The organism is Nonomuraea sp. NPDC049486 (assembly GCF_040676925.1).
Lineage (GTDB): Bacteria > Actinomycetota > Actinomycetes > Streptosporangiales > Streptosporangiaceae > Nonomuraea > Nonomuraea ferruginea.
The window spans coordinates 267478-283658 of the sequence record NZ_JBFAPV010000004.1; the positions used below are offsets into that span (position 1 = coordinate 267478).

Consider the following 16181-nt stretch of genomic DNA (forward strand, 5'->3'; position numbering starts at 1 on the left):
GGGCACCTAGTCCTCGCGGCCGATCTCTACGTCCTCAAGCACGGCCAGCGCGTCGGGAACCAGGACCGCGGCCGAGTAGTAGGCGCTGACCAGGTAGGAGATGACGGCCTTCTCGTTGATGTTCATGAACCGGACCGACAGGCTCGGTTGGTACTCGTCGGGGATGCCGGTCTGGTGCAGCCCGATCACGCCCTGGTTCTCCTGGCCGGTGCGCATGAGCATGACCGAGCTGGTCCGCTGCGCGCTGATCGGGATCTTGTTGCACGGGAAGATCGGGACGCCCCGCCAGGCGGGCACCCGGTGGCCGCTCACCTCGGCGGCCTGCGGGTAGAGGCCGCGCTTGCTGCACTCCCTGCCGAAGGCGGCGATGGCCTGCGGGTGGGCCAGGAAGAACGCCGGCTCCTTCCACACCTTGGCCAGCAGGTCGTCCAGGTCGTCGGGGGTGGGCGGGCCGGTGCGGGTGCGGATGCGCTGGGCGAAGTCGGCGTTGTGCAACAGCCCGAAGTCGCGGTTGTTGATCAGGTCGTGTTCCTGCCGCTCGCGCAGCGCCTCGATGGTCAGCCTGAGCTGCTGCTCCAGCTGGTTCATCGGCTGGTTGTAGAGGTCGGAGACCCGGCTGTGGACCCGCAGGACGGTCTGCGCCACGCTCAGCTCGTACTCACGCGGGCTCAGCTCGTAGTCGACGAACGTGCCCGGCAGCGTCGCCTCGCCGCTGTGGCCGGAGGACATCTCGATCGCGGCCTCGCCGTGGTCGTTGCGCGCCCGGTCACCGCACGCCTGCCACGCCTCCAGGTGGTCGCGCAGCCCCGGCGAGCGGTCCAGCAGCGCCTGGAAGTCCTCGCGGGAGAGCGTCAGCAAGGTGGTGGCGGTCCTGGCGCGGGCCGAGAACTCCCAGGTGCCGCCGGAGGTGAGCATCGAATCGCCCAGATGGTCGCCGTCGGCCAGCACGCCCAGGTTCTGCTCGTCGCCGTAGGCGCCCTGGGCGACCCTGCCGACTCGGCCGTGGGCGATCAGCACGAGCTGGTCGACGGGCTCGCCCTCGCGGACGATCTCGTCGCCCGGCTCGACCTCGCGCTGGGCGAACCGGTACGCGAGCGCCTCCAGGACCTCGATGTCGTCGAAACCGCGCAGCATCGGCAGCTCGCACAGCTCGGCGGGGACCACCCGCACCTCGGCGCCGCTCGTGCTGAACGTGATCCGGCCGTCTCCGAGCGTGTACGTGAGCCGCCGGTTGACGCGGAAGACACCGCCGGAGGTCTGCGTCCAGGGCAGGAGCTTGAGCAGCCACCGTGAGGTGATCTCCTGCATCTGCGGCGGGGTCTTCGTGGTCGTCGAGAGGTTGCGCGCGGCCTCGGTGCTGAGGCTCAGCTGCTGGCCTGCCGCGGCGGAGTCGGTCGTCTCGGTCATTCGGGCACCACCCATCATGAGAGATTTACGGAGAGTGACGAAAAAGTGCGTTGGGTAATCGTTCGTGGGCAGGGGTCAGCCCCGGCCGTGCTCTCGACATGGCCGGGGTCAGCTGTCGCGGTGGGCGAGCCTGGCCGCGAACAGAGTCAGCGCGGCCCGCGCGTCGGGCGCGACCGGGGCGGTGTCGAGCGCCTCCACGGCCTGCCGGACCCGTGCATCGATCATCGACTCGACCTCGGCGAGCGCGCCCGTCTCCAGCAGGATCAGGCGCAGCTCCGCCGCCTGCTCCTCGCCCAGCGCGGGGTTGCCGTGCCAGGCGGCGAGGTAGGCGAGCTGCTGGGGCGTGGCCCGCGCCAGCGCGTGCGCGACCAGCACGGTGTGCTTGCCGTCGCGCAGGTCGTCGAGCGCCGACTTGCCGGTCTCGCCCGACGAGCCGAACGTGCCGAGCACGTCGTCGCGGAGCTGGAACGCCTCCCCGAGCGGCACCCCGAACCGGGTGTAGGCGCGCAGCAGGTCCGGCTCGGCCCCGGCCAGCGCGCCGCCGATCTGCAGCGGCCGCTCGACGGTGTATTTGGCCGTCTTGAACCTGATCGTGGTCAGCGCCTGCTCCACGCTCGCCCCGGCGCGCAGCTGGGCCAGCATGTCCAGATACTGGCCACTGATCACCTCGGTGCGCATGGCGTCGAAGACGCGGTGCGCGGCCCGCAGCCGGACCGGGTCCACGTCGCACGACGACAACAGGGCATCCGACCAGGACAGGCTGAGCGTGCCCAGGAGGATCCCGCCCGCCTGCCCGAAGGCCTCCGCGCCAGGTCCTTCGTGCAGGCGGGCGAGGCTTTTGTGGATCGTCGCCTGCCCGCGGCGCAACTCGCTGCCGTCCATGATGTCGTCATGGATCAGCAGCCCCGCGTGGCAGAGCTCCAGCGCCGCGGCGGCGCTGATGATCTCGTCGCAGTCTTCGCCGCCGGCGCCCCGCCAGCCCCAGTAGCACAGCTGAGGCCTGATGCGCTTGCCCCCGCCGAGGATGAAGCCGACCAGCAACTCGTAGGCCGCCGCCACGTCGGGGTCGGCGACCGGGGGCCGCCAGCCCTCGAGGAACCCGGCCAGCCGGTCGTCGATGCGGGGCGCCAGCAAGTCGGGGGTGATGCTCACGGTCATCGGCCAGACTCCTTCAGGGCTGCTCTGTGCTACGAGTAGTTACTCACCGAATACGGAGTGTGTAAAGCGGGTTGAGGGACCCGAGTTTTCCAGGGATATCCAAGCCCTCCTCATGAACGTCCCTTGACCTGCGGTCCAGGGGGTCTAGGGGCGCGTATCCCGGGTATGCGGGCCTGGTCGATCGAGGGAGGCAGACCATGAGAGCCGTCACCTGGCACGGCAAGCGGGACGTACGCGTCGAAGAGGTGTCCGATCCGGAGATCAAGGAACCGACCGACGCCGTCATCAGGGTCACCAGCAGCGGCATCTGCGGCTCCGATCTCCACCTGTACGAGGTGCTCGGGCCGTTCCTGCAGGAGGGCGACATCCTCGGTCACGAGCCGATGGGCGTCGTGGAGGAGGTCGGCGCCCAGGTGACCGGGCTCAAGAAGGGCGACCGGGTGGTGATCCCGTTCAACATCGCCTGCGGCCACTGCCACATGTGCGTGCTGGAGCTCTACGCCCAGTGCGAGACCACCCAGGTCCGCGAGCACGGCATGGGCGCCGCGCTGTTCGGCTACACCAAGCTCTACGGCCAGGTGCCCGGCGGCCAGGCGGAGTACCTGCGGGTGCCGCAGGCGCAGTTCGGCCCGATCAGGGTGCCCGAAGGTCCGCCGGACGAGCGGTTCGTCTACCTGTCGGACGTGCTGCCCACTTCCTGGCAGGCCGTCGACTGGGCGGACATCCCCGACGGCGGCACCGTGGCCGTCTTCGGCCTGGGCCCCATCGGCCAGATGTGCGCCCGCATCGCCCGCCACCTGGGCCACCGGGTGATCGGCGTCGACGGGGTGCCCGAGCGCCTGGAGATGGCCCGCCGCCACGGCATCGAGACCGTCGACGCGAGCGACGTCACCGACGTGCCCGCCGCGATCCGCGACCTGACGTCCGGACGCGGCACCGACTCCGTGATCGACGCGGTCGGCATGGAGGCGCACGGCTCGCCGGCCGGCAAGCTCGCCCAGACGCTCACCGGCTTCCTTCCGGACAGGATGGCCGCGCCGCTCATGACCCACGCGGGCGTGGACCGGCTGGCCGCGCTCAACCAGTCCATCGAGAGCGTCCGGCGCGGCGGCACGATCTCGGTGATCGGCGTCTACGGCGGCATGGCCGATCCGATGCCGATGCTGCGCATGTTCGACAAGGGCATCACGCTGCGCATGGGTCAGGCGCACGTCAAGCGCTGGATCGGCGCGCTGATGCCGCTGCTCACCGACGACGGCGATCCGCTCGGCGTCATGGATCTCACCACGCACACCATCCCGCTCGACCAGGCGCCCGAAGCGTACGAGATGTTCCAGAAAAAGCGGGACGGTGCGATAAAGATCCTGCTCAAGCCGTGACTCCAGCGGTTTCGCCGCGCGAGAGGTGGGCAGCCACAGGCCCATGAGAGTCGTGGTGGTGGGGGCGACGGGGAATGTCGGGACCAGTGTGGTGCGAGCGCTGGAGGCGGACGAGAACGTGACGTCCGTCGTCGGCGTGGCCAGACGGCCGCCCGGCTCGCGCGGCGGCCCGACCGAGTGGCACAAGGCGGACGTGGTCCGCTCCGACCTGTCGCCCATCTTCGAGGGCGCCGACGTGGTCGTGCACCTGGCCTGGCTGTTCCAGCCGACCAGGGACGCCGTCGTCACCTGGAGGGCCAACGTGCTCGGCAGCACGCGGGTCTTCAGGGCGGCCGCGGAGGCGGGGGTCTCCGCTCTGGTGTACGCGTCCTCGGTGGGCGCGTACTCGCCCCGGCCGAAGGACGTGCCGGTGGACGAGAGCTGGCCCACCCACGGCTTCCCCGGCGCCGCGTACGGACGGGAGAAGGCCTACGTCGAGCGGGTGCTCGACGTGTTCGAGAACGACAACCCGGGCATCCGGGTGGTGCGCATGCGGCCCGGGTTCATCTTCAAGCGCGAGGCGGCCTCCGAGCAGCGCAGGCTGTTCGCCGGGCCGTTCCTGCCGCGGCGGATGGTCAAGGCGGGGCGCATCCCGTTCGTGCCCGACATCCCCGGGCTCAAGCTGCAGGTGCTGCACGCCGAGGACGCGGCCGAGGCCTACCGGCTGGCCGTCACCAAGCCGGTCAGCGGGGCCTTCAACATCGCCGCCGAGCCGGTGCTCGACCCGCGCACGCTGGCCGAGTTGCTCGGCGCCCGCGTCGTGCCGGTCTCCGGGCCGCTGGCCAGGGCCGCCGTGTCGGCCGGCTGGCACCTGCGGCTGGTGCCCGCCGCGCCGGGCCTGATGGAGCTGGCGCTCGCGATCCCGCTGATGAACGTCGACAGGGCCCGCGAGGTGCTCGGCTGGACGCCCCGGCACACCTCTGAGGACGCGATCCGTACCGCGCTGGAGGGCATCCACGACGGCGCCGGCGGGGACGCCGCCCCGCTCGCGCCCGACAGCAAGCGCGGCCGCCTGCGTGAACTCGCCACGGGGGTCGGCGCCCGCGCCACCCCTGAAAGGTGAGAAACGCCACCGTCTCCGGCAAGGCAGTGTAAATCCCTGATGTCAGGGAAATGGGTGAACTACGCGAGGTCCGGAAGCGCGGCCTGGGTGTCATCGCGACACGGAGGAACCGCATGGATCTCGAACCCTCGATCGGGCCGGCCGTCCGGCAGCTCGGCGGCTCTCGTGCGCACGCCCCGGGCTCACCATCGCCACCCGATCGAACGCGTACGAGCACCGCACACCTGACGCCTGCCTTCGAGTCCCGCGCGTCGGCGACCCCAGGCAATCGCGAGGAGCCTGCCATGCGCACTCTTCTGGCCCAGTCCTTCACCGTCGAGGAGGTGGCCGCACTGCGCCTTGCCGTCGCGCGGCACGCGACGCGTTGCGGGCTGGTGAGCCCGCGCCTCGACGACTTCGTCCTGGCCGTGCACGAGAGCGTCACCAACGCCGTGGCACACGCGGGCGGGAGCGGTCACGTCACGCTGTGGACGGTGGACGGGCTCCTGCGGGCGGAGACGGTCGACAGCGGATCGGGGATCCCCCGCGGCCGCCTGAACGGTCACAGCCTGCCGGGCGACTCGGCCTTCGACGGCCGGGGGCTCTACCTCATCCGCCGGCTGAGCGACGGCGTCATGTTCAGCACCGGGCCCCAGGGGACCCGGGTGGAGATCACCATGCGCCTGCCGGAGAACCGCGGGAGGCGGCTGTCACCCATGAGACGCGTCCGGGTGGCGGTCACCGGCCTGGGCCGCCATCCAGGCACCTTCGTCGCCTGAGCCCCGGACCGAGGCCCCGCCTGCCGCGACACAGCCCGCGCCTTCGGCGGGCGGGGTCCTCGCATAGGCTCGCAGGAGAGCCTGAGATCTGGGGAGTAGCGCGTGAGCGAGCGCAAACCGCCGGGGGTGCCCTTCGAGAACTGGGTCGACCGGCAGATCCGTGAGGCCATGGAGCGCGGGGAGTTCGACGATTTGCCGGGCGCCGGCAAGCCCATCCCCGGCCTCGACCGGCCGTACGACGAGATGTGGTGGATCAAGCAGAAGGTGCGCGCCGAGGGCCTGTCCATGCCGCTGCCGCCGACGCTCCAGCTGCGCAAGGACGCCGAGGAGGCGCTGCGCCTGGCCGAGGGGGCGCGCACCGAGGCCGAGCTGCGGCGGATCGTCGGGGAGATCAACGACAGGATCCGCGAGGCGATCAGGACCGGCCTGTCGGGGCCTCCGCTCAACCTCGTGCCGTACGACGTCGAACGCCTCGTCGCGCGGTGGCGCGAGAGGCGTTCGAAGTGATCATGTGCGTTTGATACAGGGCCCAGGCCGGGGCTGATCCGGCGGCCTGGGCCCTGTGCCGTGTGTCAGGACAGCGGCGGGTACGCGTTCCTGACGAGCTCTCTGAACTGGGCGGAGAACCACTGGCCGGAGATCGGCGCGTCAGCCAGGGCGCCGGTCAGGTTGTTGCCGTTGAGCTCGTTGCCCGTGTAGGTGGGGTCGCACATCCGGTCGAAGCGCTTGCCCTCGTCGTTCTGGATCTCCCTGCTGGCGCCGTCCGACTCGCCCGGAGGCTTGATCCAGACGTAGGCGTCGAAGCCCGCCGCCGGGGCGGCCTGCGGCCGCTCGCCGAGGCCCGCGCCGCTCTGGTTGCACCAGTTGCCGGCGTGGATGCGGCGGTCGATCCTGGATTCGTTCACGAACGTGTTCACGTTGGTCGAGGTGCTCGGCGCGGACGGGCGGGCGGTGCCGCCCCAGCCGTTGCGGGAGGTGTCGACGAGCATGCCCAGCCCCTGACGGAAGCCCTTGGCGATCAGGGCGTTGCGCAGGGCGGTGGCGAAGGTCGCCTCGTCGATGTACCAGTTCCAGTCCACCCAGGTGGACTGGCGCACCGAGGTGCCGTTCACCTGCGTGTTGATCGTGTAGTGCGGCTCCCTCAGGCCGGAGTAGTTGGCGGTGTTGACGATGAAGCCGTCCACGCTGTCCACGCCCGCGGCGGTGCCGGCCACGGTCTGGTAGAAGAGGTCGACCGCGGGCTGGAAGTTCGAGTCCCAGCCGAGCCAGGCGTGGTGGGCGGCGTCGACGTAGGTGTAGACGTTGGTGATCGCGTGCAGCTTGTCGAGCGCGTAGCGGACGCCGTCACGGTAGCCGCCGGGGCCGTCCGCCTCGCGGCAGTCGGCGAACTGGTCGGTGTTGGTGATCAGGTTCGGCAGCGAGTCGGGCTCGATGATCGTGACGATGCGCAGGTTGGCGTACTGCGAGTCGTCCAGGATGTCGGCGATCGGGTCGATGTACTCGGTCTTGTAGCGGTTGAAGCCGTTCTCGGAGATGCGCAGCTCGCCGTTGGAGGCCAGCGCCGAGCAGTCGCGGTTCGGCAGGTTGTAGATGACGACCTGGATGGTCAGCGGTGAGGCGCCGTTGGCGGCGTCCTGCCTGACCGCCTCGTCCAGGTGCTCGCGCAGGCTCATCGCGGTGGCGGAGCCGGCGATGGCGGCGGTCCGGTCCATCCAGACGGCGGTGGAGATGTTGGCCACCGCCGCGCCGCCGGGCTCGGCCGCGGCCTTGGCCGACCAGTCAGGGTTGACGTAGCCGGTCGCTCCCGCGTACGGGTTCTCGACGTGCGTCGGGTTGGTGCCGCCGTCGTCGTCCGCCTCGGTGGCGCTGACGGTGCGGGAGGTCAGGCCGGTGGAGGCCACGGTGAAGGTGCGGGTGCCCGCCGTCGTGTCGGAGTCCTGCGCCGCGGCCAGGGTCACGGTCTGCGGGGTGTTCCAGTTGTCCGGCGTGAAGGTGAGCGAGGCGCCGGCGGAGACGGTCAGGCTCGTGTCGCCGCTGCCGGCGGTCGTGGTGACGGTCACGTTCGCGGTGGGCCTGGCGGCCAGCCGGACGGTGAACGTGGCGGTGCCGCCTTCCGGCACGGTCACGGACGTGGGCGTGACGATCAGCGACTGCTCCTGCGTGGCGTCGTCGTCCACCTCGCTCGCGTTGACGCTCGCCGAGGTGACGCCGGTGCCGCCCACGGTGAAGACGGCGGTGCCGGAGACGGTGTCGGCGTCCTGCGCGGCGGCGAGCGTCACGGTCTGCGGGGTGTTCCAGTTGCTCGGGGTGAAGGTGAGCGAGGCGCCGGAGGAGACGGTCAGGTCGGTGTCACCGCTGGTCCTGGTGGTGCTCACGGTCACGTTGGAGGAGGGGGCGGACGAAAGGCGGGCGGTGAAGGTGGCGGTGCCGCCCTCGGCGACCGCGACCGAGCTGGCGGAGGTGATGACCGAGGGGGTCACGCCGCCGGGCCCGCCACAGGTGGTGCCGTTCACGGCGAACGACGTCGGGTTCGGGTTGGTGCCCGACCAGGTGCCGTTGAAGCCCACCGAGATGCTGGCGCCGGTGGCCAGGCTGCCGTTCCACGGCATGTTCCGGCCGGTCATGGTGGTGCCGGACTGGCTCCAGGAGGCGCCCCAGCCGTCGGGGGTGTAGCGCTGGGTGGTGGTCGGGAAGTCGAAGGTCAGCGTCCAGTTGCTGAGCGGGTCGCCGAGGTTCTTCAGCGTGATGCCGGCGGTGAAGCCGCCCTGACCCGGACTGGAGGTCCACGTGTTGGGGGTGTACACGACGTCGCAGGCGACCGCGGCGTGCGCCGCCGTGGTCTGCCCGGCGACCAGGCCGAAGGCCGCGACGAGGGTCGCGGTCGCGGTCACGGCCCATCTGCGCAGGCCGCGTGGGATCTTCACGAGTCATCAACTCCAGGGGGACAGAGGCTGACTGGGAGCGCTCCCAATGGTGCAACCGGTCCGCCAGGGTGTACAGCCGACGACACTCCGCGAGCCCCGTCACGCCGTCGCACGCTCGCCGAACGCCCCTTAACCGGCGTGAAACTTTCATGCCACGCCACCAGGTGAGAGGAAATACCGGCGTCACCCGGAGGGCATTTCGTTGACATCGCCTCCACGGCGCAACGCACAATCCCCATGGGAGCGCTCCCACCCCCTACTCCCATGGAGCAACCGTGATCCGTAGACCCCGTTCGATGCTCGCACGCCTGGCCAGGAGGCTCGCCGCACCCGCGGTCCTGGTCCTCGTGGCGGGCACCACCACCGTACTCGCCCAGGCGCCCGCCAGCGCGGCCGTCGCCTGCCAGGTGTCCTACACCTCCAACGACTGGAGCAGCGGCTCCAGCGGCGGCTTCACCGCGGCCATCACCATCGAGAACCGCGGCGACCCGCTCAGCAACTGGACGCTGACCTTCGACTTCCCGACCACCACCCAGCGCTACCAGCAGGGCTGGAGCGCCACCTGGAGCCAGTCCGGCACGCGGGTCACGGCGCAGAACATGCCGTGGAACGGCAACCTGGCCACCGGCGCCAGCACCTCCATCGGCTTCAACGGCACCTGGTCGGGCAGCAACCCGGCACCGACCTCGTTCGCGATCAACGGCACCACCTGCGGCGACACCGGGCCCGTCAACGACCCGCCCACGGTCTCGCTGACCTCGCCGAACGCCGGGCAGAGCTTCACCGCCCCGGCCACCGTGCCGATCGCCGCGACCGCCGCGGACGCCGACGGCACCGTCGCCAAGGTCGACTTCTACCAGGGCAGCACGCTGCTGGGCACCGACACCAGCGCGCCCTACACCTACAACTGGCAGAACGTGGCGGCCGGGAACTACTCGATCACCGCCAGGGCGACCGACGACGACGGTGACACCACCGTGTCGTCCCCGGTCGGGATCACCGTCACGTCGACCAACACACCGGCGCTCCTCGTCAGCCCGCTCAGCCTGGCCGTGCCCGAGTCGGGCGACGCCTCCTTCTCCGTCCGGCTCTCGGCACAGCCCTCCGGCAACGTGTCCGTGACCACCGCGCGGGTGAGCGGCGACACCGACCTGACCGTCGGCACCGGCGCGACCCGCACGTTCAGCACGTCGAACTGGAACACCGCGCAGACCGTGACGCTCAACGCCGCCGACGACGCGGACGACGTCAGCGGCTCGGCCGTGTTCCGGGTCAGCGCCAGCGGCTACGCCCCGGTCGAGGTCACCGCCACCGAGGTGGACGACGACGGGACCGGCGGCGACAACGAGTACATCCAGCGCTTCACCGAGATGTACAACGACCTGCACGACCCCGCCAACGGCTACTTCTCGCCCGAGGGCGTGCCGTACCACTCGGTGGAGACCTTCATGGTCGAGGCGCCCGACCACGGGCACGAGACCACGTCCGAGGCCTACAGCTACTACCTGTGGCTGGAGGCGGTCTACGGGCAGGTCACCGGTGACTGGACGAAGTTCAACGACGCCTGGGCCTCCATGGAGAGATACATCATCCCGGCCACCGCCGACCAGCCGACGAACTCGTTCTACGACCCGTCCAAGCCGGCCACGTACGCGGCCGAGCACACCAGCGTCAGCAACTACCCGTCGCAGATCGAGCAGGGCGTGAGCGTGGGCAGCGACCCGATCGCGGGCGAGCTGCAGAGCGCGTACGGCACCCGTGACATCTACGGCATGCACTGGCTGCTCGACGTCGACAACACCTACGGCTTCGGCCGCTGCGGCGACGGCACCACCAAGCCCGCCTACATCAACACCTACCAGCGCGGGGCCGAGGAGTCCGTGTTCGAGACCATCCCGCAGCCGTCGTGCGACACGTTCGAGCACGGCGGGCCCAACGGGTTCCTCGACCTGTTCATCAAGGACTCCTCCTACGCCAAGCAGTGGAAGTACACCAACGCCCCCGACGCCGACGCCCGCGCCGTGCAGGTGGCGTACTGGGCGCTGACCTGGGCCAAGGCGCAGGGCAAGGAGTCGCAGATCTCCGCCACCGTGGCCAAGGCCGCCAAGATGGGCGACTACCTGCGCTACTCGATGTACGACAAGTACTTCAAGCAGCCCGGGTGCACCAGCCCGTCCTGCCCGGCCGGCACCGGCAAGAACGCCGCCTCCTACCTGATGTCCTGGTACTACGCCTGGGGCGGCGCCACCGACGCCAACGCGGGCTGGGCCTGGCGGATCGGCTCCAGCCACAACCACTCCGGCTACCAGAACCCGTTCGCCGCCTGGGCCCTGTCGAACGTGGCCGAGCTGCGTCCGCGCAGCTCCACCGGCGCCAACGACTGGAGCACCAGCCTCACCCGGCAGCTGCAGTTCTACACCTGGCTGCAGTCGGCCGAGGGCGCGATCGCGGGCGGCGCCACCAACAGCTGGGAAGGCGACTACGGCACCCCGCCGAGCAACCTGCCCAAGTTCCACGGCATGACCTACGACTGGCAGCCCGTCTACCACGACCCGCCGTCCAACCAGTGGTTCGGCTTCCAGGCCTGGACCATGGAGCGGGTGGCCGAGCTGTACAACGTGACCGGCAACGCCGACGCCAAGCGGCTGCTCGACAAGTGGGTCACCTGGGCGCTCGACAACACCACCGTCAGCAGCGGCGGCGACTACCAGATCCCGTCCACGCTGCGCTGGACCGGCGCGCCCGCGGGCAACTTCAACGCCACCACCGGCATGCCGCCGGCCAACCCGAACCTGCACGTCGAGGTCGTCAACCACACCCAGGACGTGGGCGTCGCCGGCTCCTACGCCAAGGTGCTCATGTACTACGCGGCCAGGGCGAACCACGCCGAGGCCCGTGACACGGCCAAGGCGCTGCTCGACGCCGTGTGGGAGAACCGCGACGGCAAGGGCGTCTCGGTCGAGGAGACCAAGGCCGACTACCAGCGCGTCGACGACCCGGTCTACGTGCCGCCGGGCTGGACCGGCACCATGCCGAACGGCGACCCGATCAACTCGAACTCCACGTTCCTGTCGATCAGGTCCTTCTACGAGGACGACCCCGACTGGCCCGAGGTCCAGGCGTACCTGAACGGCACCGGGCCGGTGCCCACCTTCAACTACCACCGGTTCTGGGCGCAGGTCGACGTGGCCGTGGCCCTGGCCGAATACGGGCGGCTCTTCCCGTGATCAGCCGCACCCTCCGGAGGGCCGCCGCCGTCGCGGCGGCGGCCCTCGCCCTCCCGCTCCTCGCCGTACCGGGCGCCCAAGCTTCGGCGGCCCCGGCGTTCGCGTACGGCGAGGCCCTGCAGAAGTCGCTCTGGTTCTACGAGGCCCAGCAGTCGGGCGAGCTGCCCGACTGGAACCGGGTCGGATGGCGGGGCGACTCCGCGACGGACGACGGCGCCGACGTCGGACGCGACCTGACCGGCGGCTGGTACGACGCCGGTGACCACGTCAAGTTCGGCTTCCCGATGGCGTTCTCCGCCACCATGCTGGCCTGGGGCGCGGTCGAGTACCGCGACGCCTACCAGAACTCCGGCCAGCTCACCCACCTGCTGAACAACCTGCGGTGGGTCAACGACTACTTCATCAAGGCCCACCCGTCGCCGAACGTCCTGTACGGCCAGGTCGGCAACGGCGGCACCGACCATGCCTGGTGGGGCCCCGCCGAGGCGATGTCCATGGCGCGTCCCTCGTACAAGATCGACGCGTCGTGCGGCGGGTCGGACCTGGCAGGCGAGACGGCGGCGGCGATGGCCGCCGCGTCGATCGTCTTCCGGCCGACCGACCCCGGCTACGCCGACACGCTGGTCACCCATGCCAGGCAGCTCTACACCTTCGCCGACACCGTGAGAAAGGAGTACAGCGACTGCATCACAGACGCCCAGAGCTACTACAACTCCTGGAGCGGATACACCGATGAGCTGGTCTGGGGCGCGATCTGGCTGTACAGGGCAACGCAGGACTCGACCTTCCTGACCAAGGCCGAGTCGCTCTACGACAGCCTGGGCACCGAGCCCCAGACCTCCATCAAGTCGTACAAGTGGACCATCGCCTGGGACGACAAGTCCTACGGCACCTACGTGCTGCTGCACAAGCTGACCGGCAAGCAGAAGTACCTCGACGACGCCAACCGCTGGCTCGACTGGTGGACGGTCGGGGTGAACGGCTCCCGGGTGGCGTACTCGCCCGGCGGCCAGGCCGTGCTGGACCGGTGGGGGTCGCTGCGGTACGCGGCCAACACCGCCTTCGCGGCGCTCGTGCACAGCGACTCGATCACCGACGCCACCCGTAAGGCCCGCTACCACGACTTCGCGGTACGGCAGATCGGCTACGCGCTCGGCGACAACCCCCGCAACTCGTCCTACGTGATCGGGTTCGGGAACAACCCGCCCAAGAACCCGCACCACCGCACCGCGCACGGTTCGTGGACGGACCAGCTCTCCTCCCCGGTGGAGACCCGCCACACCCTGTACGGGGCACTCGTCGGCGGGCCGCCCGACCCCAACGACGCCTACACCGACAAGCGTGACGACTACGTGATGAACGAGGTCGCCACCGACTACAACGCGGGCTTCACCAGCGCGCTCGCCCGGCTCTACCGCGAGTACGGCGGGCCGCCGGCGGCGGGCTTCCCCACCGAGGAGACGCCCGACGGGCCGGAGATCTTCGTGGAGGCCGGGGTCAACGCCACCGGCGCGAACTTCACCGAGATCAAGGCCATCATCCGCAACCGGTCGGCCTGGCCCGCCCGGGTCCTGGACGACGGGTCGTTCCGCTACTACTTCACCCTCGACGGCGCGACCACGGCCTCGCAGATCACCGTGTCGTCCGCGTACACCCAGTGCGCGGCCCCGACGCTGCACGCGGCCGGCGGCAGCACCTACTACGTGTCCGTCGACTGCTCCGGCCAGCGCATCGCCCCGGCGGGACAGTCGCAGCACCGCAGGGAGATCCAGTTCCGCATCGCCAGCTCCGGCACGTGGGACCCGGCCAACGACTGGTCCTACCGCGGCGTGACCACCACGCCGGGCGCGACGCCGGTACGGGTCGACAACATCACCCTCTACAGCGGCGGCACCAAGATCTGGGGCCAGCCGCCAGGACCCGAGGAGGAGGACGACACCCCGCCCGGCAGGCCGGGCACCCCGGCGGCTTCCGCGATCACCGGCTCCACCGCCAGGCTGACGTGGAGCGCCGCCACCGACAACGTGGGCGTCAGCGGTTATGACGTCTACCTGGAAGGGGAGAAGGCGGGCACCGCGACGGGCACGACCTTCGACCTGACCGGGCTCACGCCCGGCACCGGCTACACCGCGTACGTCGTCGCCAGGGACGCGGCCGGCAACACCTCTCCGCCGTCCGGCAGCGTCACGTTCACCACCACCGACGAACCGGCCCCGACCGGCGGCTGCACCGCCGCGTTCAAGGTCGTCAACTCGTGGAGCGGCGGCTACCAGGGCGAGGTCACGGTGAAGAACGCCGGCACCTCGCAGATCACCGGCTGGGCCGTCTCCTGGACCGGCTCCGGCGCCATCACCCAGATCTGGGGCGGCAGGCACACCGCGTCGGGCTCGACCGTCACCGTGCGGAACGAGACCTGGAACGGCTCCCTGGCCCCCGGAGGCACCACCACGTTCGGCTTCCTGGCCAACGGCGGCGGTGTCGTACCCGACCCCATCACCTGCACCTCTGAGGGCAGCACATGAGATCACGCCTCGCCGCCCTGGCGGCGCTCATCCTCCTCCCGGTCGCCCTGATCAGCCAACCGGCGCACGCCGCCGTCGGCATCCACGTCAGCGGCGCGAACATCGTCGAAAGCGGCGGACAGAACCTGATCTTCCGCGGCACCAGCCACGCCCACACCTGGTACACCAGCCAGACCCAGTCCTTCCGCGACATCAAGTCGCTCGGCGCCAACGCCGTGCGCGTGGTGCTCAGCGGCGGCCGGTGGACCCCCAACAACACCGCCGACGTGGCCAACGTCGTCTCCCTGTGCAAGCAGAACAAGCTGATCTGCGTCCTGGAGAACCACGACACCACCGGGTACGGCGAGCAGAGCGGCGCCTACACCCTCGACCAGGCCGCCGACTACTGGATCAGCGTCAAGTCCGCCCTGGTGGGCCAGGAGGACTACGTCGTCGTGAACATCGGCAACGAGCCCATCGGCAACAACGCCGTCACCCCGGGCTGGGCCGCCGCCACCTCGGCCGCGATCCAGAAGCTGCGGACCAACGGCTTCGACCACGCGCTCATGGTCGACGCCCCCAACTGGGGCCAGGACTGGCAGTTCGGCATGCGCGACAACGCCAGGACCGTCTTCGACAGCGACCCCGACCGCAACGTGATCTTCTCGATCCACATGTACGGGGTCTTCGACACGGCCGCGGAGATCACCGCCTACATGGACGCGTTCAGGACCGCCGGGCTGCCGCTGGTCGTGGGCGAGTTCGGGCACAACCACTCCGACGGCAACCCCGACGAGGACACGATCATGGCCCAGGCCGTGAGCCGCGGCCTCGGCTACTTCGGCTGGTCGTGGAGCGGCAACGGCGGCGGCGTCGAGTACCTCGACCAGGTCACCAACTTCGACGTCAACCAGCTCACCTCCTGGGGCCAGCGGCTCTTCAACGGAACCAACGGCATCAGGGCGACCTCCCGCGAGGCCGCGATCTACGGCGGCGGCGGCCCGGTCGACACCACCCCGCCGTCCACCCCCGGCACCCCGTCGGCGTCGAACGTGACCGCCACCGGCGCCCGCCTGACCTGGACCGCCTCCACCGACAACGTGGGCGTCACCGGCTACGACGTCTACCGCTCGGGCGGCACGCTCCTCGGCCAGACGGCCACCAACGCGATCACCATCTCCGGCCTCACCCCGTCCACCGCCTACCAGGTGTACGTGCGGGCCAGGGACGCGGCGGGCAACCAGTCCGGCTCGTCCCCGAACGCCTCGTTCACCACCCAGCCCGGCAGCTCGGGCGGCGGCTGCTCGGTGGCTCCCACCGTGCAGAGCCAGTGGGGCGACGGGTACGTCGTGCAGGCCGGCGTCACCAACACCGGCACCTCGGCCGTGACGGGGTGGACGGTGACGTTCACGCTGCCCGCAGGCCACCAGATCACCGGCTCCTGGAACGCCACGGTGTCCGTCAGCGGCCAGACCGTGACCGCCAGGAACGCGAGCTACAACGGCAACCTCGGCCCCGGCGGCAGCACCAGCTTCGGCTTCCAGGCCGGTCGGCCCGGCGGCCAGACGAGCGTGCCGTCCGGCTACACCTGCGCCACCTGACCACCCCGTTCCCCGCCCGAGGAGGTGAGGCCCCACCCCGATGAAGTGAACCGCCCCTGCGAACCATCCCGCCCGGATGGCGCGAACGCGGCCGGCCCAGAAGAGAGTCCTCCCCACTCCCCGC

10 protein-coding genes are annotated in these 16181 nt (G+C 70.4%); 7 read left to right on the forward strand and 3 right to left on the reverse strand.

Annotation, left to right across the window (positions count from 1 at the left end; translation table 11 throughout):
- Positions 1 to 6: 6 nt before the first annotated feature.
- Together AB0K05_RS13715 and AB0K05_RS13720 are read right to left on the reverse strand one after the other, a co-directional pair.
- The gene (locus AB0K05_RS13715; RefSeq protein WP_364229194.1) at positions 7 to 1407 is read right to left on the reverse strand and encodes a family 2B encapsulin nanocompartment shell protein; all 1401 of its coding nucleotides are present in this window, start codon (positions 1405 to 1407) and stop codon (positions 7 to 9) included.
- A 108-nt stretch (positions 1408 to 1515) separates the two neighbouring features.
- Positions 1516 to 2565: a polyprenyl synthetase family protein gene (locus AB0K05_RS13720; protein ID WP_219542783.1), complete on the reverse strand. Its 1050-nt coding sequence runs from the start codon at positions 2563 to 2565 to the stop codon at positions 1516 to 1518.
- Positions 2566 to 2762: 197 nt separating this feature from the next.
- Here AB0K05_RS13720 and AB0K05_RS13725 point away from each other — a divergent pair, with 197 nt between their 5' ends.
- The 4 genes from AB0K05_RS13725 (at position 2763) to AB0K05_RS13740 (ending at position 6311) form a co-directional block, all read left to right on the forward strand.
- Positions 2763 to 3944, forward strand: a complete 1182-nt coding sequence (locus AB0K05_RS13725; protein WP_364229197.1) for a zinc-dependent alcohol dehydrogenase — start codon at positions 2763 to 2765, stop codon at positions 3942 to 3944.
- Between the two features lie 43 nt (positions 3945 to 3987).
- Complete coding sequence (locus AB0K05_RS13730) at positions 3988 to 5046, forward strand: NAD-dependent epimerase/dehydratase family protein (RefSeq protein ID WP_364229199.1); 1059 nt, start codon at positions 3988 to 3990, stop codon at positions 5044 to 5046.
- A 284-nt stretch (positions 5047 to 5330) separates the two neighbouring features.
- The gene (locus tag AB0K05_RS13735; protein ID WP_364229201.1) at positions 5331 to 5804 is read left to right on the forward strand and encodes an ATP-binding protein; all 474 of its coding nucleotides are present in this window, start codon (positions 5331 to 5333) and stop codon (positions 5802 to 5804) included.
- A 102-nt stretch (positions 5805 to 5906) separates the two neighbouring features.
- Entirely contained in the window at positions 5907 to 6311 is a 405-nt protein-coding gene (locus tag AB0K05_RS13740) for a DUF1992 domain-containing protein (RefSeq protein WP_364229203.1), read from the forward strand.
- 65 nt (positions 6312 to 6376) lie between these two features.
- Here AB0K05_RS13740 and AB0K05_RS13745 read toward each other — a convergent pair whose 3' ends face one another.
- Positions 6377 to 8728, reverse strand: coding sequence for a glycoside hydrolase family 6 protein (locus AB0K05_RS13745; protein WP_364229205.1), 2352 nt, complete (start codon positions 8726 to 8728; stop codon positions 6377 to 6379).
- Between the two features lie 296 nt (positions 8729 to 9024).
- On the opposite strand from AB0K05_RS13745, the gene AB0K05_RS13750 reads away from it, so the two are divergent.
- From AB0K05_RS13750 to AB0K05_RS13760, 3 genes are read left to right on the forward strand one after another with little or no spacing between them, the layout of a single operon-like run.
- Positions 9025 to 11955, forward strand: a complete 2931-nt coding sequence (locus AB0K05_RS13750) for a glycoside hydrolase family 48 protein (RefSeq protein ID WP_364229780.1) — start codon at positions 9025 to 9027, stop codon at positions 11953 to 11955.
- Complete coding sequence (locus AB0K05_RS13755; RefSeq protein ID WP_364229207.1) at positions 11952 to 14477, forward strand: glycoside hydrolase family 9 protein; 2526 nt, start codon at positions 11952 to 11954, stop codon at positions 14475 to 14477. Before AB0K05_RS13750 ends, AB0K05_RS13755 begins: the two co-directional genes overlap by 4 nt.
- Positions 14474 to 16057: a cellulase family glycosylhydrolase gene (locus AB0K05_RS13760; protein ID WP_364229209.1), complete on the forward strand. Its 1584-nt coding sequence runs from the start codon at positions 14474 to 14476 to the stop codon at positions 16055 to 16057. Before AB0K05_RS13755 ends, AB0K05_RS13760 begins: the two co-directional genes overlap by 4 nt.
- Positions 16058 to 16181: the final 124 nt, after the last annotated feature.

What these genes read in the sequence shown, in the direction of transcription:
- AB0K05_RS13730 (WP_364229199.1), top strand. Translation starts at nt 3,988, where the DNA reads ATGAGAGTCGTGGTGGTGGGGGCGACGGGGAATGTCGGGACCAGTGTG.
- AB0K05_RS13750 (WP_364229780.1), top strand. Translation starts at nt 9,025, where the DNA reads ATGCTCGCACGCCTGGCCAGGAGGCTCGCCGCACCCGCGGTCCTGGTC.
- AB0K05_RS13720 (WP_219542783.1), bottom strand. Translation starts at nt 2,565, where the DNA reads ATGACCGTGAGCATCACCCCCGACTTGCTGGCGCCCCGCATCGACGAC.
- AB0K05_RS13715 (WP_364229194.1), bottom strand. Translation starts at nt 1,407, where the DNA reads ATGACCGAGACGACCGACTCCGCCGCGGCAGGCCAGCAGCTGAGCCTC.
- AB0K05_RS13735 (WP_364229201.1), top strand. Translation starts at nt 5,331, where the DNA reads ATGCGCACTCTTCTGGCCCAGTCCTTCACCGTCGAGGAGGTGGCCGCA.
- AB0K05_RS13725 (WP_364229197.1), top strand. Translation starts at nt 2,763, where the DNA reads ATGAGAGCCGTCACCTGGCACGGCAAGCGGGACGTACGCGTCGAAGAG.
- AB0K05_RS13760 (WP_364229209.1), top strand. Translation starts at nt 14,474, where the DNA reads ATGAGATCACGCCTCGCCGCCCTGGCGGCGCTCATCCTCCTCCCGGTC.